Raw genomic sequence first — 24011 nt, 5'->3', positions numbered from 1 at the left:
TTAGGTGGTTTTTATACTTATAAACCTGCCACTCCTCACCCCCCGCCCGTTTGTCGGCGCCCCCCACTTTTTTTTTTTTTTTTTATTAAAAAAAAAAAAAAAAATACCCCCGCGCCCCGCAGCTCCTACAGGGGCATGGATTCGCCACAAAAGGTGATAGCGCAACGCCATGGTCTGAATCTTGCCTTGCTTCTCCCCTTGAACGCGGCCCCCTTACAAAGGGGATCGACAATGGGAAGTTTCGCTACAGAACCTGCCTACAGAGCGGGTCAGAGTGAACTTTCGAGGCCTTTTAGCAGGGCACGACATCAAGGTCGCACGACCGCGATGCACGCCGATGGTGCGTGGTGTCCACAGGAGTCATGGGGCATGCAGTCTTTCTTGTCACCGGGGATCAAGCTGCTGGGGCGGTTTGGTTTTGCGCGTAAATTCCAGCTGTTGTTTCTGCTGTTTATCCTGCCCTTGGCCGGTAGCCTGTTGATGATCGGCCAAGACTATCGCGACAAGCTCAACCTGATTTCCGGCGAGCGCGCCGGCGTGCGTCAATTGCTCAGCCTCGATGCGCTGGACAATCTGCTGGCTGCCCAGCGTGATCGCGCCGCCCGTTGGCGCGCCACCGAAACCAACCGTCAGCCGACCCCGGCGACACTCGCCGCCATGGCCGCGTTCGACGCGGTGCAACCTGCCGTCACCCAAGCCATCAGCGATCTGGGCAATGCGCTGCAAAAGGAAGGCGCCGAAGGTGAAACCCTCGCCCGCTATCAAGCCCTGCAAACCGCGCTCAATGGCCTGGACTCGAAAAGCCTTAGCAGTGTCGGTTGGTGGCCGGACGGTTATGACCGGTTCACCAATGCACTGAGCGCCCTGCAAGCGTTGCGCGAGCAGATCGTCATGGACAATCGCCTGACGCTCGCGCCATGGTTGGAAACCTACTTGCTGACGCAGATTTCCACCCAGCACGCGCCGGACCTGATCGAGCGCGTCGGCCGTCTCGCCGCTGTCGGCCAGGCCTCCGTAGTGTCGGGCCAATTCACCCTGCAAAGCCGTTTGCAACTGCGCGATCTGCGCAGCCGAATCGGCGATGCCCGCGAGCAACTGGTGAAAACCGCCAGCCTGCTCGAAGCGCGCTTGCCGAGTAATCAGCAAGCCTGGGCCAGTCAGTACCACGACAGCCTGAAGCATCTGGATGCGGGGCTGAAGGTGCTGGATGACGGCGTGTTTGGCGGCAGCATCAATCTCAAACCGGACGACTTCGAACGCAGCCTCGATGCTCTGTTGAGCGATCTCGCGTCCTTGCGCCAGCAATCGCTGGTAACGCTGGATCAGCGGCTGGACGCTTACCACGGATCGGCGATTCGCCAGTTCATCATCGTCGCGGCGATATTTGGCTGTTTGCTGCTGGCGGCGCTGTATCTGTTCGTCTGCCTGCAAGCTTCGATTCGCCGCAGCGCCAGCGGCATTACCGTGCTCGCCGAGGCGCTGCGTGACGGCAATCTGAGCCTGCAAGTGCCAGTGGTGGGCCGCGATGAATTGGCAGCGATCAGCACCGCGCTGAATGTCGCCGTGGTGCAATTGCGCACCAGTTTGTTGGGGGTCGATCACGAAACCTCGCAACTGAGCAACGCCGTGCGCAGCCTCAACGATCACTCCAGCGGCGCCCTCAGCGAAGTCGAGGCGCAGCAGTTGCAGATCAGCCAGATCGCCGCTGCCGCCACGCAACTGGCCGCCACCTCGCAAGGTGTCGCGCAGAGTTGCGAACAGGCTTCCGGCAGCGCTCAGCACACTCAGCGCATTGCCGCCGACAGTAGCCGTGACAGCCAGCGCACCACCGCGAGCATTCAACAACTCAATCAACGCCTCAATGACACCGCCGCCGCATTGGGCCGGGTCAGCGAACAAGGTCAGCAGATTCAACTGGTGGTCGACACCATTCGCGGCGTTGCCGAGCAGACCAACCTGCTCGCGCTCAACGCGGCGATTGAAGCCGCACGTGCTGGCGAACAGGGACGCGGTTTTGCTGTGGTGGCGGATGAAGTGCGCAGCCTGTCGCAACGCACGCAATCGTCCACCGCGCAGATTGCCGGCACGGTCGACAGTTTGCGCAACACGGTCAACGAGGCGGTGAGTCTGATGGAAGCTGCTTGCGGCCAGGCGCAATCGGATGCCGAAGCGGTCACCGGCCTCGGCGAACGACTGGGCGAGATCGCCAGCGCTGTGCAGAGCGTCACCGACACATTGGCGCAGATCGCCACGGCGGTTGAGGAGCAGGCCTGCACCGCCGATGAGGTCAGCGGCAATATCCAGCAGGTCGATCAGGCGGCTGTGCGTTTGCTTGAAGGCGCACGCGCGGTGAATCTCGCAGCGGACACCTTGAGCCAGGGCAGCAAGGCCCTGAGCGACAACACCGGGCGCTTCCGTCTCAGTTGATTACCGACTCAACTGATAAACGCCTCAGTTGATTACCGCCTCTGGAAAATCCGCTTCCAGCTCGGCCTTGAGCCACTGGATAAACCACGCCACATCCGCCGAGAGATCGGCGGACGGCGTCAGTACCCGGTAACTTTCCAGCTGCACCTGCGCCTCGACCGCCCGCACCAGTTTGCCGCTGGCGAGTTCCTGGCGTACCAGCACCTCGTTGGCCAGCGCAATGCCCTGCCCGCTCTCCGCGACTGACAACGCGTGGTCGTTGTTGACGTAGAGCATGTCCGAATTGAGATGAATATCGAGGTCATGGGCGGCGAACCACAGGTTCCACCACTCACCGTCGTCCACGTGGATCAGGTTGTGCGTCACCAGGTCCGCAGGACTGTGGATAGTTTCGACGCTGGCCAGATACGCTGGAGTGCAGATCGGAAATACCCGTGGGCAGATCAGCGTTTCACGAGAGTCGGCATATTGCCCGTCGAGGCCGTAGACGATGCCCAGATCGGTGCTCTTGCCATCCACCTCGGTGAAGGTCGAGTTTGGCTCGATGGCGAACTTCAACCCCGGACGCAGATGACGCATGGTCTCGATGCGCGGCATCAGCCAGCGTTTGGCAAAACCCGGCACTACCATGATTCGCAACCAGCGTTCGGCCTCTTTGGGCTGCGCTTCTTTGCCGGCCTCGATGATCAACTGCAAGGCTGCGGCGATCTTGCGGTGGTACTTCTCGCCCGCCAGCGTCAGGTTGACCCCGCGCGAAGTGCGCTCGAACAACTGAATGCCCAGCCACTCCTCCAGCAACTTCACATGCCGGCCAATCGCAGGCTGGGTCACGTGCAAGGCTTTCGAGGCTTCGACATAGCTGCCCAAACGGGCGGCGGCATCAAACGCCCGTACCGCGTTCAGCGGCGGCAAGCGGTGGTCGGGCATGATTCCTGGCACCTTTGGCTATTAAATTAACTAACACCTGCCATGTTTAAATTGAAGTTTCACCCAACGCAACCCCTCGCTGATAATCGAGCCACAGCAAAATAAAAAAACAGCTGGTTTCACCCCGAACGCAATCTCGATCCTGCCCAAAAAAATAATATCCATGGCCCGACGGCTTCGCTGATGACAGCGCAATCGCAGGCGATGGGGGAATCGGAGGTAACGCATGAATGCCCTGCATTCGCTGCAAACGCTGGCGGTGTCGATCCGCTCGGTGCGCAAGGTTTACGGTGATCCACTCACCGGTCCGGTGGCGTTGAAAAACATCGACCTGGACATCCGCGACAACGAATTCTTCACCCTGCTCGGCCCTTCGGGCTGCGGCAAAACCACCCTTCTGCGAATGATCGCCGGCTTCGAGTTTCCCACCGAAGGCGAGATTCTGCTCTACGGCGAAAACATCGCCGACCGCCCGCCGTTCCAGCGTCCGGTCAACACGGTGTTCCAGCATTACGCACTGTTCCCGCACATGACCATCGCCGAAAACCTGGCCTTCGGCCTCGAATCGCACCCGATGGGCAAAGTCCTGAAAAAGGCGCAGATCGCCGAACGCGTGCGTGAAATGCTTGCGCTGGTGCAGATGGAACGCTTCGCCAACCGCAAACCCGCGCAGCTGTCCGGCGGCCAGCAACAGCGTGTTGCGCTGGCGCGGGCATTGGCCCCGCATCCCAAAGTCTTATTGCTCGACGAGCCGCTGTCGGCACTCGATCTCAAGCTGCGTCAGGCAATGCGCGAAGAGCTGAAAAGCATTCAGGCACGCACCGGCATCACGTTTATTTTCGTCACCCATGATCAGGAAGAAGCCCTGACCATGTCAGACCGCATTGCGGTGTTGTCCGAAGGCGAGATCCAGCAGGTCGGTCGTCCGGAGGACATCTACGAGCGGCCCCGCAATCGCTTCGTCGCGGACTTCATCGGCGAAACCAACTTCATCGAAGCCACTGTCACGCAGATCGAGGACGGTATGGCGTGGTTCGCCGGTCCGGCCGGGCATCCGCTACCGGCGCAAGCGTGCAGCGACGTGCCGGTCGGCGCCAGCGTGACGTTGTCGGTACGCCCCGAGCGCCTGCATCTGGTGCCCGCCAGCAACGACGGCGCATTGCCGTGCCGGATCGAAGCGCAGATCTACCTCGGCACCGACCTGCAATATCAAGTCAGCCTCAACGATGGTTCGCGCCTCACCGTGCGCACGCCCAACTGCGTCGACCAGAGCCTGCGCTTTGCCGTCGGCAGTCAGGCCGGTCTGTTGTTCGACCGTGGAAGCGCCAGCGTCCTGCACGATTGAGCCCGAGGAGTTGCCATGCACGCCTTACCGATAACCAACTCCCTGGAACGCCGCCGCGCGTTTCAGAGCTTCCTCGGGGTCAGCCCGGCGTTGATCGCCATCGGGCTGTTTCTGATCGTGCCGATCCTGATCGTCATCGGCTATTCACTGATGGAAGCCAACCCCTACGGCGGGATCAACAAAGTCTTCAGCAGTGACGCCTACACCTCGCTGCTGTTCGAGCGCCAACTGGACGACAGCCTGGCTTTTGCCGACTCCTACCTGATCATCGCCCTGCGCTCGATTGGCATCGCCGGGCTGACCACGATCATCACGCTGTTGATCGGTTTTCCGGTCGCGGTGTGGCTGGCGATGCAGCCGGCGCATCGGCGCGGCTTGCTGATCTTTCTGATCACCGTGCCGTTCTGGGCCAACCTGCTGATCCGCACCTATGCGTGGATTTTGCTGCTGCGCAACACCGGGGTGATCAATAACAGCCTGATGGGCCTCGGCGTCATTCATGAGCCATTGCAGTTGCTGTACACCGACGGTGCGGTGCTGCTGGGGCTGGTTTATACCTACGCGCCCTTCGTGGTTTTGCCGATCTACGCGACGCTGGAAAAGATGGATATTCGTCTGCTCGAAGCGGCTCAGGATCTGTACGCCGGTCGTGTGCGCACCTTGCGCAAAGTAGTGCTACCGATTGCCAAACCGGGAATTCTTGCCGGCGCGATTCTGACCTTCGTGCCGTGCCTGGGCGCAATGATTGCTCCGGAACTGTTGGGTGGTGGCACGCGGATGATGCTCGGCAACCTGATTTTCCGGCAGTTCAGCGATGCGCGTAACTGGCCGTTTGGCGCAGCGCTGTCGCTGGTGCTGATGGCCGCAGTGATGCTGGTGCTGACCGTGTATGCGCTGCGTGCCGAGCGCCAGCGCGTCGCCAAGGGAGGTGCGTGATGATCGGATTATTCAAACGCAAAGGTCTCAGCGTGCAGGACTTCCCCGGTTTCGGCGGATTCAGTTTCCTGTTCTATCTGTACCTCTACGCACCGATCGTGGTGCTGGTGGTCTTCTCGTTCAACGCCAACCAGTCGGCCACGGTGTGGACCGGTTTCAGCTTCGACTGGTATCGCGCCGCGTTCGCCAATCAGGCCTTGCGTCAGGCGGCCGGCAACAGTCTGTTGATCGCGGTTTGCGCGAGCATGATCGCCACCGCGATTGCCACCCTTGCTGCACTGGGTACGTCGCGAGGTGCGAAGTTCATGGGCATGCAGTTGTCGATGGGCGCAATCATGCTGCCGCTGGTGCTACCGGAAATCGTGGTCGGCGTAGCTACGCTCGCGCTGTTCTCGACCATCGGCCTGTCGCTGGGTTACGGCAATCTGATCATCGCTCACACGGTGTTCTGCATCCCGTTTGCCTACCTGCCGATTCGCGCTCGCCTGAACGACATGGACCTGTCGCTGGAGCAAGCCTCGGCCGATCTGTATGCCGGCGCGTGGCGCACGTTTCGCAAGGTCACCCTGCCGCTGCTGATGCCGGGAATCTTCTCCGGGTTGATGCTGGCCTTCATCGTCTCGCTGGATAACTTCGTGATCTCGATGATGGTTTCCCAGGCCGGCACCACCACCCTGCCGATCTTCATTTTCGGTCTGTTGCGCATGGGCGTGACGCCCGACGTCAACGCCGTCTCGACCCTGATCCTGGGCGTCTCGGTGCTGTTCGTCAGTCTCTCCTACCTGTTGGGCAAAAAGAACGCCTGAACCTTCTACGTACTGTGGGGAAATAGCATGAGCAAGTGGATAAAAAGCATCGGCACTTCGTTGTTCCTGACTTTGCCGCTGACCTTGGCCGGCGGCGTTGTTCAGGCCGCAGAAAAACTCAACGTGGTGAGCTGGAGCGGCTACTTTTCACCGGAGATTCTCGCCAAGTTCCAGAAGCAGACCGGCATCGAAGTCACCGTCGATTCCTATGACTCCAACGAGACGCTGCTGGCCAAACTGAAACAGGGCGGCGCCGGTTATGACGTGGCGATTCCTTCGCACCAGTTCATTCCGATCCTGATCAAGGAAAAGCTGCTGGAGCGCTTCGACCCGGTCAACGAGCCCTACTATGCCGGCGTCGTCGATAACCTGAAAAAACCGACCTGGGACCCGGAAGGCGCGTACTCCGTGCCGTTCATCTGGGGCACCACCAGCGTGGTGCTCGACTCCGCGCGCTATAAGGGCCCCGCCGACAGCTACAAGGTGCTTTACGAGCCGCCAGCCGAGTTGCAGGGACGAATCAACATGTTCGACTCGGTCAGCGACATGGTCGATATGGCCAGCCTGTACCTGAACATTCCGCTGTGCAGCGAAGACCCGAAACAGATGCAGCAGGTGCTGACCTTGCTCAAGGCGCAGAAACCTTTCGTCAAAACCTACAGCTCCAAGGCCGGCTCGATCCGCGAGAACCTCGCCTCGGGTGAAATCGACATGTCGATGTTCTGGGGCGGCTCGTCGATGCGCGCCCGTGAAATGAAACCGACCCTGAAATACCTGTACCCGAAAGAAGGTGTGCTGGCGTGGGTCGACAATATGGTCATCCCCACCGGCAGCAAGAATCCGGCAAATGCCAAGGCGTTTATCGCGTTCCTCAGCCAGCCGGAAAACTCGGCGATGACCCAGAACTTCCTCAAGCACCAGAGCCCGATCAAAGGCGTCGAACCGTTCCTCGACGCCAGTCTGAAAGACGCACCCGAGCTGCATATTCCCGAAGGCACGCAGGTGGTGTTCAGCAAGACCTGCGGCGAAGGTGCGATCCGTCTTGCCGACCGTCTCTGGACCAATCTGATGCGTTGATCTCTACCGCCCCGACACGATGTCGGGGCGTTTCTCCAGCCGTCTTGAAGGCCGCTTGCAATGAACTCTAACAACATCAGCGAACTGGTCCTGTTGCAGGCCCACGAACTCGCCGAGCGCATTCGTCTGCGCCAGGTGTCCTGCCGGGAAGTGATGCAGACTTATCTGGCCCATATCGAACGCTTCAACCCGATGGTCAACGCACTGATCAGCCTGCAGGCACCGCAAGACCTGCTGGCCCAGGCCGACGAGCGCGACGCCGAACTGGCGCGTGGCGAATACCGTGGCTGGATGCATGGCCTGCCTCATGCAATCAAGGATCTGTCGCTGACCCGTGGCATCCGCACCACCCTCGGCTCGCCGCTGTTCAAGGATTACTTCCCCGAGCGCGACGGCATCATGGTCGAACGGATCAAGGCTGCCGGCGCGATCATCATCGGCAAGACCAACACTCCGGAATTCGGCCTCGGTTCGCAGAGCTATAACCGGCTGTTCGGCGCGACTGGCTGCGCCTACGACCCGAGCAAAACCGCAGGCGGCAGTAGCGGTGGTGCCGCCGCTGCACTAGCCATGCATCTGGTGCCGGTAGCGGATGGCAGCGACATGATGGGCTCGCTGCGCAACCCGGCAGCGTTCAACAATATTTTCGGCTTCCGTCCCTCTCAGGGTCGGGTGCCGTTTGATGACAGTGCCGATCTGTTTTTTGATCAACTCGGCTACGAAGGGCCGATGGCCCGCAGCGTTCGCGATGCCGCATTACTGCTGTCGGTGCAGGCCGGTGGCGATGCCCGGGCGCCGCTGTCGATTAACGAATCCGGTGAGGCGTTTGCCGCACCGCTGGAACGCGACTTCAAGGGCACACGCATCGGCTGGCTCGGCGATTTCAATGGCTACTTGCCGATGGAGAACGGCGTGCTGTCGTTGTGCGAAAAAGCCTTCGCCGACTTTGAAAGCCTCGGCTGCCATGTCGAGTCGGTACAACCGGAATTCGCCCCGGAGCGTTTGTGGAGCAGTTGGCGTACCTTGCGTCACTGGATGGTCGCCGGTTCGCTCGGCGCGGCCTATGCCGATCCGCAGAAACGTGCCCTGCTGAAACCGGAAGCCTGCTGGGAAGTCGAGAACGGCCTGAAGCTTTCCGCCAGCGAAGTGTTTGCCGCGTCGGTGGTGCGCAGCGACTGGTATCGGGCGATTTCGCGACTGTTCGAAAAATTCGACTTCCTGCTGCTGCCGAGCGCACAGGTCTTCCCGTTCGATAAAAACCAGCCGTGGCCGGCCTCTATCGAAGGCGTCACGATGGACACCTATCACCGCTGGATGGAAGTGGTGATCCCCGGCACCTTGTCCGGTTGCCCGGTGGCCAACGTGCAGGCCGGGTTCAATCGCGATGGCTTGCCAATGGGCCTGCAAATCATCGGCAAACACCAGGCTGACTTCGCCGTTCTGCAACTGGCCCACGCGTATGAACAGGCCAGCCGCTGGTTCGAACGCTGCCCTTCGCCGCTGCTTGGCGGGGCATTTTTGAGCAAAGATTGATAAACGGTTGAAAGCGTAGAGAAATATTTTAAATTTACGCTTGACGCTTTTCCATTTCAGGGGAATAATGCGCGCCACTTGGCTACATAGCTCAGTTGGTTAGAGCATAGCATTCATAATGCTGGGGTCCGGGGTTCAAGTCCCTGTGTAGCCACCAAGTACTAAAAACGGCTTACCGAAAGGTAGGCCGTTTTTTTATGCCTCGAGAAAAGTAGCGGCAATCTGTTATTCCGCTGTAATCACCAGACACCCTTTCATCACCCGGACTTTGACGTTCTCGTTCACCTCGAATCCCGCCTGCCGTAACCACATTCCGCGCAGCCTGATCCAGGGTATGGGCTTACCGGAGCTGTAGTTATTGCCGTTGCTCTTGATCGGTTGAAAATCAGCGGCGATTTTCAACCGCCGTTCAGTGATGGGGGTTGATGACGTATGATCGGCCTTAGCCTGGTTCAGCTCCTTTTTCAGCTGCTTTGTGGTTAGCGGAATCAAGGTGTTGCTAGCACTTTGGTTCCGCGTTCTTTGGATTACTTCAAACTTCTCTTTCTTCGTCGCTCGTTTTGGCCGCAGCCTGTGCGATCAGGGCGTCGAGCATCTGCGCAACGACCTTCTGTTGAACCTTCGAAAGCTGATTGATGGACTGCAGCCGTCGATACCACGTCGAGGTCAAACCGCGTCTGGGCGTTTCCGTGTACGAGGGCCCTCCCAGCAGGTCTTCAACAGGAACGCGAAGCGCAAATGCCATCTTCACCAGTGTCGTGACCGGCATGGTGCGCGTGCCCTCCTCGTAACCCTGAAAGGTCTGCCGGGAAAGACCTAAAGCCCGTGCAAACCGAGTCTGTGTGATCTCGTGCACTGTGCGTAAGTGAGCAATGCGACTGCCCATCGCCATAAGAAAATCGCGATCCTCATTGGAAATGCTCATGACAATGGCCGACTGAAAATAGAATTGAATGGCAACCGACTCTCCTTTTCTCTGAAATCCATCCTGGAAAAAGCAACAGAAAACATCCTCAGGCAAACGTGCGTAGGTTGTCGACCTGAAAAGTCTGTAGGAGAAATGCAGACCGCCCTTCCATCCAAACCGAAAGACTACAAGCGCAAAACACTGCTGGCTTATCTGAATCAATCCGCCCAGAAGCAGCCGTAGGAAACAGGTTCGATCCAGGTACGAATTGGATTTTTCGTAAAACCGCGCACCTGAAACTCACTCTAACGGTTTGCCCGAGTTCCCCATTGATCGACAAGCTCTCCTGGCTCGATTCACAGCCATACAGGGAGTTGTCATGGCTCGATTCAAATTCCTCTTCGATGATGAATGGCCATGGAAGCATTCGAATGGCGGCGGTTCATGGGCCTCGTGGAATCCGCCCCCTGCGCCAGAACCCAAATACATTCCAAAAGATGAATGGCCAACACCAAAGCCTCGCGAAGATCTGGTGTTTGCCAAGTCCTGCACGGCAGACAACTGGTGCCGAACAGACGCCGGCACAACACCTGAGCCCGCTTCCAACTTCGGCAAGATCATGGTGGCGGGCGCCATGCTCTTTCCGTCAGCCAGCACCGCTGTTGCGAGCGCACTCGGAGCCGATCTGGCATTGGGGCGCATGGCCGGCGGTGGAATCCTGCAACAGCGCCTCAACTGGGTAATACGCGGTGCAGGTGGCCCGGCCAGCGTGTTCATCCTCGGGATGCTCCCGACCAAAATGGGCGACGGCACGCTTCATACCAACGAACAACTACGCCGCATGAGCCGCGCCACAACGCGCGTGCGCTTCCAGTTTCGGCGCGACACCGAAGGGGCATTGCAGGTTTACGGCATCCACACCGGCGCCTCGGGCGATGACTCGGTGCGCACCGTGAAAGTCGAGTGGAACAGCGACAAGACTGCAATGGAGGCCAAGCTCAACGGCATTACCATTCTGTGGACGCCCCAACGCGGGCCGCTGGGCTCAATGCCGCCGCTGGTCTATCCCGATCACGGCGAGCACCTGAACACCATCCTTGTTCATCCGATCTCCGAAAACACTGACAGCCAGATAGAAGGCCTGCCCGGCGAAGACATTACTGCCGAGGATTGTATTCTGGTGTTTCCGGCTGAGACCGGGTTGAAGTCGCTGTATGTGGTGTTTTCGAGGCCGGCCAGATTGACGCCGGGGACGGTGACGGGGATTGGCGAGGATGTTTCGGGGATCTGGCTTGCTGGAGCGGGATCAGGGTTGGGCGCACCGATTCCGACACGGATCGCGGATAGGCTCAAAGGGCGGGAGTTTTCGAGTTTCGATGCGTTTCGGAAGGCATTCTGGAGTGCGGTGCGGGATGATCAGGAACTGTTCAGTCAGTTTAATCAAGATGCCCAGGATCGTTTGATGTCTGGCAATGCCCCCGCCGTTCGAGATAGAGAAGCGGTTGGCTCTCGGGGGGTATTTGAGATACATCACGTCGAACGGATCACAGACGGTGGCGCTGTCTATGACATAGACAACTTGCGAGTGAATACTCCTAAGAACCACATCAGCCAGCACAAACCTCAGTGAGCAAGCCATGGCAAAAATATCTGATTACACCGAAGAAGAATTTATTAGATTCATCGAAAAGATACGGACCACCAACAAAAATGGCTCAGATTCGGAGCTTGGTGCTCTTCTGGCAGAGTTCAGAGTGCTTACCGGTCATCCGGATGGTACTGACCTCATTTTTTACCCAGAGCCTGGAGAGGACACGTCTGCTGAAGGTATTACGCGGGCAGTAAAGAAATGGCGTGAAGCCAACGGCTTGTTGGGGTTCAGGTCATAAACATCTGGCTTGAACTGTTCAAATTACTACGCGATACATCGAGATCCACAAAATAAAAAAATGGCCGCTAAACGTAGTTTCTCGGATTACACAGAACAAGAGTTCATTAGCCGGATTGAGAGCATCATGGGCAATGGTGAAAGCGGAGACGAGGAAAGCAGGCTTGTATTTCACTTCAATTCAATTTGCGGACATCCCAAGGGATCTGATTTGATTTTCTATCTTGAAGACGACACCGATGATTCGACAGAAGGCGTCACCGACACCGTGAAAAATTGGTGTGCTGCCAATGGACTATCTGGTTTGAAGCAGGAGACCAATCTGGGCAACTCAACCTGAGCACGTCATGGCAAAAATCTCTGACTACCGGGAAGAGCAGTTTATTAATCTTTTGCAGGAAATATTCACCTCCAATAGGAGTGGTACGCCAGAGACAGTGCTGGTGGATATGTTAGATAACTTCTGTGAACTGGCCGAACATCCCAAGGGCACTGACTTGATCTACTGGCCAGAGGATGAGGCACGATGCACGCCTGAGGGCATCTCAGCGACCGTAAAAGAATGGCGTGTCGCCAATGGGCTGCCTGGCTTCAAGCAGTGAGCACATGACGACACCTGAGCTGATAAGAGCTGCATCACGCACCCTTCCCTTTCAACCGAGAAGCACGACGTGTCGCTACCTCCCCCTCACCACAGAGCTGGCACCTCACCCCGCCAACGCCACCAATCCCTTCGCCCAGATCTGCCGAGTCCGCAGCCCCACCATCGCCCGCCAGTCCGGATCGGCAGGATAGAACTGCTCCAGCAGATTCAACTTGATCTCACGTCCCGTCGCATCCAGTGGATCACCGTGTAGGTGCAGCCACTGATCATCGCGTAAATACCGATGCACATCAGGCCCCGGATAGGTTCCGCACTCGATCACGAACGGCATCAATTGCACGCCCGGCAATGCGTTAAGCAATGCTTGCGAGGTGTAACCGGTGGCAGTCGCCGCAATACCGGTTTCGCTCACGGTCTCGGCGCCGGTGTGCAGAGTGTAAAGCCATGGGCCGTAGATCGACTGCGCCTGCGCCAGGGCCGGGTAAGCGGATTCGGTGATGGTCAGCAGCATCGGATGACCGTACTCGCCTGCCCCGGTGTGCAGGTCAAAACACATCAGCGTTTCAGCGCCGGCCAGATGCGTCTTGATGATCTGCTGCAATGTCTGGTTCGACCAGCTCGGCGCGCGCCCACCGTAAAACAGTCCATCCGGATGACTGTGCTGTCCGCCCTCGACAATCGACATCACTGCCGGCCAGCCGTGTTCGGCGATTTGCGCATCGAGCAAAGCGTCGGCACGCTCCCGCTCGGGGCCGTTCAAGTCCGTGCAGGCGTAGATTTCATGTAATGCGGCGTAAGCGCGGTTATCCGGCAGCGCTCGGGTGAAGTCCAGATGATTGCGATTGAGGTCGATGTTGTCTTCGTTGACCCGCCGCAGCCACGCCGTGCCCCATGGATTGATCAGGTGAACCATCACCACCGCGACGTCCGCAGCCAGTGAGCCCGGTGTGAATGCGTTCAGCCAGTCGATCTGGCATTCCGAGCCGTAATAGCCTTCCACCCCGTGCGTGCCGCTGAGCGCCACCAGCCGCCGCTTGGCCTGCGGATTACCGAGCACCGCGACATCGGTGCTCAGCGGTTCGCCAAAAGGGCCGCAGCGCGGATGCGCGTACGAGGTGAGCGTCGCACCGGCGGCGGTCGCGGCGGCAAGAAAGCGTTCGCGCTGATCACGGTAGCTGTACTGAGTCGGAAACTCGCTGTGCATGGTTGCCTCTTGTTGGTTTTCTAACTGTGGGAGCTAGCCTGCTAGCGATAGCGGATTGACCGTCAACACTTATGTGACTGATCTATCCATATCGCGAGCAGGCTCGCTCCCACAGGGGCATATTTCAGTTCACTGGATTTGACGCTGACCCTAGCGAATATCTGCCCTGAAAAGAAAGACAAAAATGCCCACCGGTTTGCGTCGCGACCGAGCGGTCGATAAAGTCCGTCAGATCTTTCACCCCACGGACGGAGAGCCCCGCATGTTTTCAGCCCTGCCCTTGAGCCGCTTTCGCCTGCCTGCCCTGACGCTGATCATCAGCGCCCTGACCCTCAGCGCATGCAACGCCCCACCTTCTTCGACATTGCCATTGGCGCCGGAAGCCGCTTCCGGTTATCGCACTGATCTGCAAGCCAGTCACGCCAATCGGCACATGGCCGCCGCTGCCAACCCGCTGGCCACCGAGGCCGGTCGGGAGATTCTGCGTCAGGGCGGTTCGGCGATTGATGCGGCGATTGCGATGCAAGCCGTGCTGACTCTGGTCGAGCCGCAATCCTCCGGGATCGGCGGCGGCGCGATGATTGTGCTGTGGGATGGCAAACAGGTGCGCACCTATGACGGGCGCGAAACCGCTCCGGCCGGCGCGACCGAGAAGCTGTTCCTGCAAGCCGACGGCAAACCGATGCCGTTCCCGCAGGCGCAAATTGGCGGCCGCTCGGTCGGCACGCCCGGTGTGTTGCGTGCATTGGAAATGGCGCACAAACAACACGGTCGTCTGCCATGGGCAACGCTGTTCGAGCCGGCGATCAAACTCGCCGAGCAAGGTTTTGCGATCTCCCCTCGCCTGCATTCGCTGCTGGCATCCGATCCGGTGATCCGCAATTCGCCAGACATGGCCGCATACTTCCTCAACAGCGATGGCAGCGTCAAGGCCGTTGGCACGCGCCTGCAAAACCCGGCACTGGCAGCCGTCCTCAAACGCATCGCCAAAGAAGGCCCGGACGCACTCTATAAAGGCCCGATTGCTGAAGAAATCGTCGCCAAGGTGCAGCGCCACGCCAATCCCGGCAGCCTGTCGTTGAGCGATTTGCAGAACTACCAGGCGAAAGAACGCGCACCTTTGTGCACCGACTACAAACGCTGGCAAGTCTGTGGCATGCCACCACCGTCCTCGGGCGGGATCGCCGTGGCACAGATTCTCGGCACCTTGCAGGCACTGGAAACTCGCGACCCGCGTCTGTCGCTGACGCCGCTCAAACCAGTGAAAACCGACAAGCCGGCCGGCATCGAACCTGATCCGCAAGCGGTACACCTGATCGCCGAAGCCGAACGCCTGGCCTACGCCGACCGTGCGCAATACGTGGCCGATACCGACTTCGTGGCGGTGCCGGTCAAAGGCCTGGTCGACCCAGGCTATCTCGCCAGCCGCGCCAGCCTGATCGGCGAACGCAGCATGGGCAGCGCCAAACCGGGGACGCCGCCGGGCATTCAAGTGGCCTACGCGCCAGATCGTTCGCCGCTGCGCATCTCCACCTCGCAAGTGGTAGCGATCGATGACTTGGGCGGCGCGGTGTCGATGACTACCACCATCGAAGCGGCGTTCGGCTCGCACCTGATGGTTCAGGGCTTTTTGCTGAACAACCAGATGACCGACTTCTCGTTCATCGCCGAAGAGAACGGGCAGAAAGTCGCCAACCGCGTCGAACCCGGCAAACGCCCTCGCTCATCAATGGCACCCACCCTGATCTTTGATCGCAACAACGGCGAATTTCTCGCCGCCGTCGGCTCACCGGGCGGTTCGCAGATCATCGAATACGTGGCCAAAACCACCATCGGCCTGCTCGACTGGAACCTCGACCCACAACGCGCCATCAGCCTGCCCAACTTCGGCAGCCGCAACGGCCCGACCGAACTGGAACAAGGCCAATTCAGCCCGACGCTGATTCAGGCGCTAAAGGACAAGGGCCACACCGTGAACGAAATCGACATGACCAGCGGCACCCAGGCCATCGTACGGGTCAAGGATGCGCAAGGGAAAGCCACATTGAGCGGTGGCGCGGACCCTCGGCGTGAAGGGGAAGCGTTGGGGGATTGAGACTACGAAGTACAAAGAAAAGGCTTACCGCGAGGTAAGCCTTTTTTATTTTTGATCGATACCTTTCACCAGCGATGCGCTGACCTTTCCTACCCCGGAAAAAACTCGGCAAGGGTAGAGTGGGTGTGCGTCTGTCACCCCGCAATCGACGCTGATACCGTCGAAATGGAGTAACCCATGAACATACGTCCGATTCATAACGAAGAAGACTACCGTGCGGCACTCAAAAACGTGTCTGCACTTTTCGATAACGAGCCAGAACCAGGGACTCCCGAGGGCGATTACTTCGACATCATGATCACCCTCATCGAAGCCTACGAGGCTAAACATTTTCCGCTCGATTTGCCGAGTCCGATTGATGCCATCAAATTCCGGATGGAACAGTCAGGCCTGTCAGCGGCGGATCTCGCACCGGCTATAGGTCGCACCAATCGTGTCTACGAAGTGCTGAACGGAAAGCGAGCACTGACATTGCCGATGATCTGGAAACTTCATGACTTGTTCGGGATTCCCGCTGAGAGCCTGATCAAACCCATGAAGCAGGCTTGATCCTCGTCATCAAGAGCCATGCATTTGAATAGTGGAGGCTGCAAACGCGACCTCCACTTTTACAGCTCAACGACTGGCCACCAAATGCGCCCCAAACAGCAAATAACAACCACCCGCCAGGCGATCCAGCCACTTGCGTGACCGCTCGTAAACGCCTGCAATCCGGCGGCTGGCAAAGAATAGCGCGACGCTGCAATACCAGCTGAACGACAGCGTCGCCATGGTCATCACCGCCAGCGCCAGAAGCAACGGCGGTATGTGCGCAGGCATCGCGGTGGCGAAAATCGTGGCGACGAACAGTGCGGACTTGGGGTTGGTCATGTTGCCCAGAAAGCCCCGACCATAGGCGCCGAGCAAGGTTTGCTCCGGGCCAGCCAGCGCACCCAGTGCAATGGCTGCTTTACGTTTGAATTGCTTGAACCCGAGGTAGATCAGGTAGCAGCCACCAGCGATCTTGAAACCCAGATACAGCGTCGGTGCCGCGCTGAACAGCGACTGGATGCCCAACCCGCCAGCCAGTCCCCACAGCACCGTACCGCTGGCGACACCGAGCGCGGCCATCACGCCGTGGCGGCGTGAACGACTGACCGCCAGTTGCGCGATGTTGAAGAAGTTCGGGCCGGGGGTGATCACGGCCACTGTCCACAACAACGCCAGCGACAGCAACGGAGCGAGATAACTCGAAGCAGAGAGATCCATGGGCGCGTGCCTGATTGGTTCGAAGATGCTCCACACAGTGCAGCATCAGCGCAGCGCTTTCCAATAGATGAATTTCAGACTGGCAGTGTTTTGCCGTCCACCGAATCGCCAATCGTCAGGAAATGTCCGCCCGCAACGTGGTGCAGCGTGCGCAAAGCATCATGCCCTTCGAAATGCCAACGGCCATCGTTGAACACGCGCTCATCGGCCTGGGCGGCGATGACTTCGGCGAGGAACAGGTCGTACTGGTCATGATTGCGCGGTTCCGGCAGCAACCGGCATTCGAGCCAGGCCACGCAGCCTTCGAGCAACGGCGCGTCGATTTGTTCGCCAGCGAAGGTCTGCAAACCATAGGTCTGGAACTTGTCCCGGCCTTGGTTTTGATTGATTTCCAGACCCGAAGTGGAGCCGACGGTTTGCACGATGTCTGCCTGATTGGCGCAAGGCACATTGAGCACAAAGGTGCCGGACGCTTCGAGCAGTTGGCGGGTCCAGGTGGATTTATCGAGTACCACCGCGACTTTCGGCGGTTCGAAGTCCAGCGGCATGGCCCAGGCGGCAGCCATGATGTTGCGCTGGCCGTTATGGGCGGCGCTGACCAATACGGTCGGACCGTGATTGAGCAGGCGGTAGGCTTTGTTCAGGGGAACCGGACGGCGGTGGGATTCGCTCATGGGGGACTGCTCCGGGGAAAAAGGAACAGATTGTAGCGTCAGAGCACCCTGTAGGAGTGAGCCTGCTCGCGATTGCGGTATGTCAGTCAACATAGAAGTTGAATGTTAAACCGTTATCGCGAGCAGGCTCACTCCTACAAGGTTTAGTACAAATCAGTTGGAGAGTTGATTGGCGAACTGGCCGACCGCGTTCACCACTTTCTGCGCACCGTCCTGAATCTCGACGATCACCGTGCCCGCCTCCGCCGCCAGCGCCAGCCCTTGTTCGGCCTGGAGTTTGCCGTCGGTCATCAGCGCCACGGCGTTGCGCGCCATCTCCTGGTTCTGTCGGACCACGCCGACAATTTCGTCAGTCGCCTGACTGGTGCGTGATGCCAGTTGCCGCACTTCATCCGCCACCACCGCAAAACCTCGACCCTGCTCGCCGGCACGCGCCGCTTCGATGGCGGCGTTGAGCGCCAGCAGGTTGGTCTGTTCGGCGATGCCGCTGATGGTTTTGACGATGGTGCCGATCACCAACGATTGATCATTCAGTGCTTCGATACCTTCACCGGCGGTTTGCATGTGGCGCGAAAGATCGCGCATCACATTCACTGCCTCGGTCACCACTGCGGTGCCACGCTGGGCGGTGCTGTCGGTTTGCTGCGAGGTGCTGTAAGCAATGTTGGCGGCTTCGGCGACGGCTTGCTCGCGGTTGACCTGATCGGTGATCACCGTGGCGAACTTCACCACTTTGTACAGTTTGTCGTTGGCATCGACTACCGGGTTGTAGGACGCCTCCAGCCACACTGTACGACCATGACTGTCGACACGCTTGAAACGGTCCGCGACGAATTCGCCATTGTTCAGACGACGCCAGAAGTTCTGGTACTCGGCGCTGTTGTATTCCTCCGGTACGCAGAACATGCGGTGATGTTTGCCCTTGATCTGCGCCAGGCTGTAACCCATGCCGCCGAGGAAGCGCTCGTTGGCGTTCAGTACATTGCCGTTGAGGTCGAACTCGATCACTGCCGTCGAACGCACCAGCGCGCCGATCAGGTTTTCGTGTTCGCGGGAGGCTTCGATGGTGCGGGTCAGATCGCTGGCGTAGATCGAGATGTGTCTGACCCGCCCGTCCGAAGAACGCACCGGTTGCACGATCGAACGCAGCCACGCCTCCTCACCATTACCGCGCAACAGGCGCACTGCGCCGGCGAAGTGCTCGCCACGGCTCATGGCAGTCTTGAAGCGGCGATGAAATTCATCGGACTTCACGTGGGTCGGCACGATGTCTTCAATCGCCCTACCGATCAGGTCCTGGCTTTTGTAGAACATCTCGTTGAGGAAGTTCTGATTGACCGATTGAATCCGGCCATCGGGCTCAAGCGTCAGCACCAGCATCTCGCTTTCCAGGCTTTCCTTGACTTGCACGAGGCTGGAGAGTTCTTCACGAAGAGCAGCCAGCTCTTGCTTCAGGCGTTTATTGAACATGGGAAAGCACCGATAGGCAGGGTAGAAAGCGGTATGCAGCCTAACCATCGGCCTTGGGATACTTTTCTGAAGAGCGATTGAGACCGGCCAGTCAAAAATAATCTCAATTGGCCATTTGTCTTACCTATGCCCTACAGAGCGGTTACAAAACCGAGCGCTCTGGGTCGGCCATATCAGGTATTCTCAAACCAAATTGCAACAACATGTTGCACGGTATTCGCCCGATAAGGAGTTCCGTTTTGGATTTATCGACCGCTGCCTGGATGGTTCACGACACCCGCTTGATCCTCTGCTGCCTGCTGGCGATTGCCACGATTATCGTGTTGATCAGCGCCACCAAACTTCCGCCCTTTCTCTCGATCCTGATCGGCACCTTCATTGCCGGTGTCGGTGCAGGCTTGCCGCCTGAAGATGTGGCCAAAGCGTTCAGCAAAGGCGCCGGGGCGATTCTCGGTGAGGCGGGGATCATCATTGCCCTGGGCTCGATGCTCGGCGCGTTGATGGCCGAGTCCGGGGCTGCCGACCGCATTGCCTCGACCTTGCTCGGGCTAGGCAAAGGCAAGTCGCTGCCGTGGGTCATGGCGCTGGTGGCGATGGTGATTGGCCTGCCGCTGTTCTTTGAAGTCGGGCTGGTGATGATGGTGCCGATCATCTTTGTCATGGCCCGGCGCTCCGGTCAGCCGCTGTTGAAGATCGCGATTCCGGCGCTGGCCGGGATGACCACATTGCACGCCTTGATGCCGCCGCACCCCGGGCCGCTGATTGCCGTCAGCGCTTTGCATGCCGACCTTGGCCTGACCATGTTGCTGGGTTTCAGCATCGCGGTTCCAGCGGTGATTCTGGCCGGGCCGATCTACGGCAACTGGCTGTCGAAGCGCATGCATGTCGATGAACCGGCGGAACTCGGCGCACTGTTCAGCGCCCCGCCAAAAGCGCCGCGCCAGCCGAGTTTCGGTGTATCGATCCTGATTATTCTGTTGCCGGTATTGCTGATGCTCGGCAGCACCCTGGCGAAAGTCGCGATGAGCCCCGAAAGCAGCGTCGCCCTGACCCTGAAGTTTCTCGGCGAGCCATTGGTCGCATTGGGGATTGCGGTGATGGCGGCGGTGATCTGCCTCGGCTGGGCCAACGGCATGCCCCGCGAACAGGTCGGCGGCACTCTGCGCAAAAGCCTCGCACCGATTGCGGTGTTGCTGCTGACTATCGGTGCCGGTGGCGGCTTGAAGCAAACCCTGCTGGATGCCGGTGTCAGCCAGACCATCAGCAAAGTCGCTGAAGGCGCGCACATGCCGTACTTGCTGTTGGCATGGTTGATTGCGGTGGCATTGCGTCAGGCCACGGGCTCGGCGACGGTCGCCACTACCACGACGGCGGGTATTCTGGCGCCGATGATGGCGGGACTCGCAGCGACGCAAAGTTCGTTGGTGGCACTGGCGATTGGTGCCGGCTCAGTGTTTTTCTGCCATGTGAACGATGCCGGATTCTGGATGGTGCGCGAGTATTTTGGCTTGCAGCTCAAGCAGACAATCTGGGTCTGGTCGATCCTGCAAACCATCGTCTCGGTGGTGGGGCTGGTGGGGACGTTGTTGTGGTGGCATTGGTTGACGTGATGGCCCCTGCGAAACTTCGCTGAAGCCATCGACCAGTCGTTATGAACAGGGCGCTACGCAGTGGCGCCCGACATTGGGCATCCGCGCGCCGAAATACGCCGCACTCAAGATCCCTACCACACCCATCACCGCGCAGAAGATCACGCAGATCCACGGACTCCACGGCATCAGACCGATCAACAGCAGCGGTGTGATACTCGCCCACGCGGCGTAGGCAATGTTGTAGGTGAAGGAAATGCCTGACACGCGAATGCGCGCCGGGAACAACCCGACCATCACCGACGGCACCGCGCCGACAACTCCGCAAGAAAGCCCCGCCACCGCATACGCCAGCCCGATCCAGTCGCCGCCAGCAATCAGACAGGTGTAGAGCACGCCGATGCCCAGCGGCAGCAGCAGGCTATAGAGCATCACCGTGCGCCAGGCGCCGATCCGGTCGACCAGCAATCCGGCGAGCACACAGCCGATGTTGAGGAACACGATGCCCAAGGCGCTGAGACCAAAGGTATGGCTGGCGGTCATGCCGAAGGTTTTCTGCATCATGGTCGGGGTGATGACCACAAACACCACCACTGCCGAGGTCAGCACGCAGGTCAGCAACATGGCCGGCAGCATCGCCAGACGATGCTCGCGCAATACCGTGCGCAGCGGCAGTTCGACCCGCGCCTCGCGCTGTGCTTCCATCGCCATGAACACCGGGGTTTCGCTCAGCCAGCGTCGCAGGTAGACACCGATCACACCAAACACACCGCCGAGCAGGAACGGATAACGCCAGGCGTAATCGAGAATCTCGGCGGGAGTGAATGCTTGGGCGAGGAAGGTCGCGGTCAATGCGCCGATCAGATAACCGAAGGTCAGCCCTGCCTGTAAAAAGCCCAGCGCATAACCGCGATGACCGCTCGGCGCGTGTTCGGCGACGAACACCCAGGCACTCGGCACTTCACCGCCAACCGCCGCGCCTTGCAGGATGCGCAACGCCAGCAGCAACAGCGGCGCGAAATAGCCGATCTGTGCATAAGTCGGCATGATCCCGATCAGCAGGCACGGCAGCGCCATCATCAGGATGCTCAGGCTGAAGACCTTTTTGCGGCCCATGCGGTCGGCGAAATGCGCCATCAGAATCCCGCCCAGCGGCCGCGCCAGGTAACCGGTGACAAAGATCCCGAAGCTTTGCAGCAAGCGCAGCCACTCAGGCATTTCCGGCGGGAAAAACAGTTGGCTGAGGGTCAGGGCGAAGAACACGAAAATGATGAAATCGTAGATCTCCAGCGCCCCGCCGAGGGCCGCGAGGCCTAGGGTTTTGTAGTCGGAACGGCTGAATGGCGCCGGTCTGGCAGTCGATTGGGCAGTCATGGCAAAGAACTCTGGCACAGGCAAAAACCAAGGCGCACATGGTCTACGCAAATCTGCCTGGGGACAACCCGTTAGACCATAGTCCCGGTTTCGCAAAACCTGCTCACAAAACAGCAGCGGTTGATTTACTGTTGGCGCCTGTCCAGAGGGTTAGTCATCTGCCGACAAGACAGATATCCCTCTGTAGGAGTGAGCCTGCTCGCGATAGCGTTGTGTCAGCAAACGCAATGTTTGAATGTAATGACGCTATCGCGAGCAGGCTCACTCCTACAAGAGCAACCTGCTTGCCGGCATGGGCGGTTCGCCCTCAGGACCACAATAAACATAAAAATCAGAGGTACTCCCGTGGCCGTTGATATCGAAGATAGCCGCTCCGCCCGCTTTGCTCTCAAGTGCTCAAGTTTTGCCGAACGCTGGTTTCCCGACTCCTGGGTGTTCGCCGCGCTGGCAGTGATTATTGTCACGCTCGCCACTCTGGCCATGGGTGCCAAACCGACCGATGCCGCGATGGCGTTCGGGGACGGGTTCTGGAGCCTGATCCCGTTCACCATGCAGATGGCCTTCGTGGTGATCGGTGGTTACGTGGTGGCCAGTTCACCACCCGCGGTCAAACTGATCGATCGTCTGGCGCGCATTCCAAAAAACGGCCGCTCGGCCGTGGCCTGGGTCGCACTGATCTCGATGGTCGCGTCGCTGTTGAACTGGGGCCTGTCGCTGGTGTTCGGCGGTTTGCTGGTGCGCGCCCTCGCCCGCCGTACCGATCTGAAAATGGATTACCGCGCCGCCGGTGCTGCGGCCTATCTTGGCCTCGGCGCAGTGTGGGCACTGGGCTTGTCGTCGTCAGCCGCGCAGTTGCAAGCGAATCCCGCCAGCCTGCCGCCGTCGATTCTGTCGATCACCGGGGTGATTCCGTTCACCGAGACGATTTTCCTCTGGCAGTCCGGCGTGATGCTGCTGGCACTGATCGTGATTTCGATCATCATCGCTTACGCCACCGCTCCCGGACCGAACTCGGCGCGTGACGCCAAGGCCTGCGGCATCGACCCGGCCTTCAACCTGCCACCGCTGCAACCGCGCACCCGTCCCGGCGAATGGCTGGAACACAGTCCGCTGCTGATCATCGTGCTGGTGCTGCTGGCGGCAGGGTGGTTGTTCCATGAGTTCTCGACCAAACCGGCGATCACCGCGATTTCCGGGCTGAACACCTATAACTTCCTGTTCATCATGCTCGGTGCGTTACTGCACTGGCGCCCGCGCAGCTTCCTCGATGCCGTGGCCCGGGCGGTGCCGACCACCACTGGCGTGCTGATCCAGTTCCCGCTCTACGGCTCGATTGCCGCGTTGATGACCACGGTCAAAGGCGCCGACGCGCAGACGCTGGCCCATCACATCTCGACGTTCTTCGTCAGCATCGCCTCCCACGACACCTATGCGCTGCTGATGGGCGTGTACTCGGCGATTCTCGGTTTCTTCATTCCGTCCGGTGGCGGCAAGTGGATCATCGAGGCGCCGTATGTGATGCAGGTCGCCAACGACCTCAACTACCACCTCGGCTGGGCGGTGCAGATCTACAACGCCGCCGAAGCGCTGCCGAACCTGATCAACCCGTTCTACATGCTGCCGCTGCTGGGCGTGCTTGGTTTGAAAGCGCGGGATCTGATCGGTTTCTCGTTCGTGCAGTTGCTGGTGCACACGCCGCTGGTGTTGTTTCTGCTTTGGGCGCTGGGCACGACATTGGCGTATACACCGCCGGTGATGCCGTAAACGAATGGACTGCACTCGCTAAAGGGTGAGTGCAGTCACATTGCCGCAGCGACAACCTCGCTTCAAATACGCTCTGGTGTAACCTCCCCGTCACATTTCGCTGCTAGCGTCCCGCCGAAATATATTGCAACAGTTTCGCGAAA

The 24011-nt window shown here is 59.2% G+C and carries 21 protein-coding genes, 1 tRNA gene and 2 pseudogenes; 15 read left to right on the top strand and 9 right to left on the bottom strand.

The window, feature by feature from the left end; genetic code table 11:
* Nucleotides 1-369 precede the first annotated feature (369 nt).
* Nucleotides 370-2427, top strand: a complete 2058-nt coding sequence (locus tag ACIOZM_RS25510) for a methyl-accepting chemotaxis protein (RefSeq protein WP_401218861.1) — start codon at nucleotides 370-372, stop codon at nucleotides 2425-2427.
* 24 nt (nucleotides 2428-2451) lie between these two features.
* Here ACIOZM_RS25510 and ACIOZM_RS25505 read toward each other — a convergent pair whose 3' ends face one another.
* On the bottom strand, nucleotides 2452-3354 hold the full coding sequence (locus ACIOZM_RS25505; protein ID WP_401218858.1) for a LysR substrate-binding domain-containing protein: 903 nt from the start codon (nucleotides 3352-3354) through the stop codon (nucleotides 2452-2454).
* 226 nt (nucleotides 3355-3580) lie between these two features.
* Between ACIOZM_RS25505 and ACIOZM_RS25500 the strand changes: the two genes are divergently transcribed.
* The 6 genes from ACIOZM_RS25500 (at nucleotide 3581) to ACIOZM_RS25475 (ending at nucleotide 9208) form a co-directional block, all read left to right on the top strand.
* A complete protein-coding gene (locus ACIOZM_RS25500; RefSeq protein WP_401218856.1) occupies nucleotides 3581-4699 on the top strand; it encodes an ABC transporter ATP-binding protein in 1119 nt (372 codons plus the stop codon).
* Nucleotides 4700-4714: 15 nt separating this feature from the next.
* Nucleotides 4715-5635, top strand: coding sequence for an ABC transporter permease (locus tag ACIOZM_RS25495; protein WP_401218854.1), 921 nt, complete (start codon nucleotides 4715-4717; stop codon nucleotides 5633-5635).
* Nucleotides 5635-6441, top strand: coding sequence for an ABC transporter permease (locus tag ACIOZM_RS25490; RefSeq protein ID WP_401218852.1), 807 nt, complete (start codon nucleotides 5635-5637; stop codon nucleotides 6439-6441). Before ACIOZM_RS25495 ends, ACIOZM_RS25490 begins: the two co-directional genes overlap by 1 nt.
* 27 nt (nucleotides 6442-6468) lie before the next feature.
* Nucleotides 6469-7518, top strand: coding sequence for an extracellular solute-binding protein (locus ACIOZM_RS25485; protein ID WP_401218849.1), 1050 nt, complete (start codon nucleotides 6469-6471; stop codon nucleotides 7516-7518).
* Nucleotides 7519-7578: 60 nt separating this feature from the next.
* Nucleotides 7579-9051: an amidase gene (locus ACIOZM_RS25480; protein WP_401218846.1), complete on the top strand. Its 1473-nt coding sequence runs from the start codon at nucleotides 7579-7581 to the stop codon at nucleotides 9049-9051.
* A gap of 80 nt (nucleotides 9052-9131) precedes the next feature.
* Nucleotides 9132-9208, top strand: a tRNA-Met gene (locus ACIOZM_RS25475).
* A gap of 68 nt (nucleotides 9209-9276) precedes the next feature.
* On the opposite strand, the gene ACIOZM_RS25470 is transcribed toward ACIOZM_RS25475, so the two are convergent.
* The gene (locus ACIOZM_RS25470; protein WP_401218844.1) at nucleotides 9277-9543 is read right to left on the bottom strand and encodes a SymE family type I addiction module toxin; all 267 of its coding nucleotides are present in this window, start codon (nucleotides 9541-9543) and stop codon (nucleotides 9277-9279) included.
* A 40-nt stretch (nucleotides 9544-9583) separates the two neighbouring features.
* Nucleotides 9584-9976, bottom strand: a complete 393-nt coding sequence (locus ACIOZM_RS25465; RefSeq protein ID WP_401218842.1) for a helix-turn-helix domain-containing protein — start codon at nucleotides 9974-9976, stop codon at nucleotides 9584-9586.
* A gap of 361 nt (nucleotides 9977-10337) precedes the next feature.
* Between ACIOZM_RS25465 and ACIOZM_RS25460 the strand changes: the two genes are divergently transcribed.
* Genes ACIOZM_RS25460 through ACIOZM_RS25445 form a run of 4 tightly spaced genes read left to right on the top strand, consistent with a single transcriptional unit; the run spans nucleotide 10338 to nucleotide 12448 of the window.
* Nucleotides 10338-11588: an S-type pyocin domain-containing protein gene (locus ACIOZM_RS25460; protein ID WP_401218839.1), complete on the top strand. Its 1251-nt coding sequence runs from the start codon at nucleotides 10338-10340 to the stop codon at nucleotides 11586-11588.
* A 7-nt stretch (nucleotides 11589-11595) separates the two neighbouring features.
* Nucleotides 11596-11847 (top strand): bacteriocin immunity protein, encoded by a 252-nt coding sequence (locus tag ACIOZM_RS25455; RefSeq protein ID WP_401218837.1) that lies wholly within the window; start codon nucleotides 11596-11598, stop codon nucleotides 11845-11847.
* Between the two features lie 60 nt (nucleotides 11848-11907).
* The gene (locus ACIOZM_RS25450) at nucleotides 11908-12186 is read left to right on the top strand and encodes a bacteriocin immunity protein (protein ID WP_401218834.1); all 279 of its coding nucleotides are present in this window, start codon (nucleotides 11908-11910) and stop codon (nucleotides 12184-12186) included.
* A gap of 7 nt (nucleotides 12187-12193) precedes the next feature.
* A complete protein-coding gene (locus tag ACIOZM_RS25445) occupies nucleotides 12194-12448 on the top strand; it encodes a bacteriocin immunity protein (RefSeq protein WP_401218831.1) in 255 nt (84 codons plus the stop codon).
* A gap of 105 nt (nucleotides 12449-12553) precedes the next feature.
* Here the strand turns inward: ACIOZM_RS25445 and ACIOZM_RS25440 are convergent, their stop codons facing one another.
* Nucleotides 12554-13654, bottom strand: coding sequence for a DUF2817 domain-containing protein (locus ACIOZM_RS25440; RefSeq protein WP_401218828.1), 1101 nt, complete (start codon nucleotides 13652-13654; stop codon nucleotides 12554-12556).
* A 262-nt stretch (nucleotides 13655-13916) separates the two neighbouring features.
* Between ACIOZM_RS25440 and ggt the strand changes: the two genes are divergently transcribed.
* On the top strand, nucleotides 13917-15749 hold the full coding sequence (ggt, locus tag ACIOZM_RS25435) for a gamma-glutamyltransferase (RefSeq protein ID WP_401218826.1): 1833 nt from the start codon (nucleotides 13917-13919) through the stop codon (nucleotides 15747-15749).
* Nucleotides 15750-15926: 177 nt separating this feature from the next.
* Nucleotides 15927-16298, top strand: a complete 372-nt coding sequence (locus tag ACIOZM_RS25430; RefSeq protein WP_401218824.1) for a type II toxin-antitoxin system HigA family antitoxin — start codon at nucleotides 15927-15929, stop codon at nucleotides 16296-16298.
* A gap of 66 nt (nucleotides 16299-16364) precedes the next feature.
* Here ACIOZM_RS25430 and ACIOZM_RS25425 read toward each other — a convergent pair whose 3' ends face one another.
* From ACIOZM_RS25425 to ACIOZM_RS25410, 4 genes and pseudogenes are all read right to left on the bottom strand, one after another.
* Nucleotides 16365-16997, bottom strand: coding sequence for a LysE family translocator (locus ACIOZM_RS25425; RefSeq protein WP_401218822.1), 633 nt, complete (start codon nucleotides 16995-16997; stop codon nucleotides 16365-16367).
* A 74-nt stretch (nucleotides 16998-17071) separates the two neighbouring features.
* The gene (locus ACIOZM_RS25420) at nucleotides 17072-17671 is read right to left on the bottom strand and encodes a flavin reductase family protein (RefSeq protein WP_401218820.1); all 600 of its coding nucleotides are present in this window, start codon (nucleotides 17669-17671) and stop codon (nucleotides 17072-17074) included.
* 153 nt (nucleotides 17672-17824) lie between these two features.
* Nucleotides 17825-18262 (bottom strand): annotated as a pseudogene (locus ACIOZM_RS25415) (methyl-accepting chemotaxis protein); the annotation flags it as partial.
* Nucleotides 18263-18364: 102 nt separating this feature from the next.
* Nucleotides 18365-19051, bottom strand: a pseudogene (locus ACIOZM_RS25410) (PAS domain-containing protein); the annotation flags it as partial.
* Nucleotides 19052-19380: 329 nt separating this feature from the next.
* Between ACIOZM_RS25410 and ACIOZM_RS25405 the strand changes: the two are divergent.
* Nucleotides 19381-20751 carry a gluconate:H+ symporter gene (locus ACIOZM_RS25405; RefSeq protein ID WP_401218818.1) on the top strand — a complete coding sequence of 457 codons (1371 nt, stop codon included), beginning with the start codon at nucleotides 19381-19383 and terminating at the stop codon, nucleotides 20749-20751.
* A 39-nt stretch (nucleotides 20752-20790) separates the two neighbouring features.
* Here ACIOZM_RS25405 and ACIOZM_RS25400 read toward each other — a convergent pair whose 3' ends face one another.
* A complete protein-coding gene (locus ACIOZM_RS25400) occupies nucleotides 20791-22104 on the bottom strand; it encodes an MFS transporter (RefSeq protein ID WP_401218816.1) in 1314 nt (437 codons plus the stop codon).
* 345 nt (nucleotides 22105-22449) lie between these two features.
* On the opposite strand from ACIOZM_RS25400, the gene ACIOZM_RS25395 reads away from it, so the two are divergent.
* The gene (locus ACIOZM_RS25395; RefSeq protein WP_401218813.1) at nucleotides 22450-23868 is read left to right on the top strand and encodes a short-chain fatty acid transporter; all 1419 of its coding nucleotides are present in this window, start codon (nucleotides 22450-22452) and stop codon (nucleotides 23866-23868) included.
* Nucleotides 23869-24011 lie beyond the last annotated feature (143 nt).

This window comes from Pseudomonas sp. NPDC087346, assembly GCF_044744235.1.
In the GTDB taxonomy this organism is placed as follows: Bacteria; Pseudomonadota; Gammaproteobacteria; order Pseudomonadales; family Pseudomonadaceae; genus Aquipseudomonas.
Note: the sequence above shows the minus strand (reverse complement) of the source record. Positions and strands in the feature narration are given on the sequence as shown.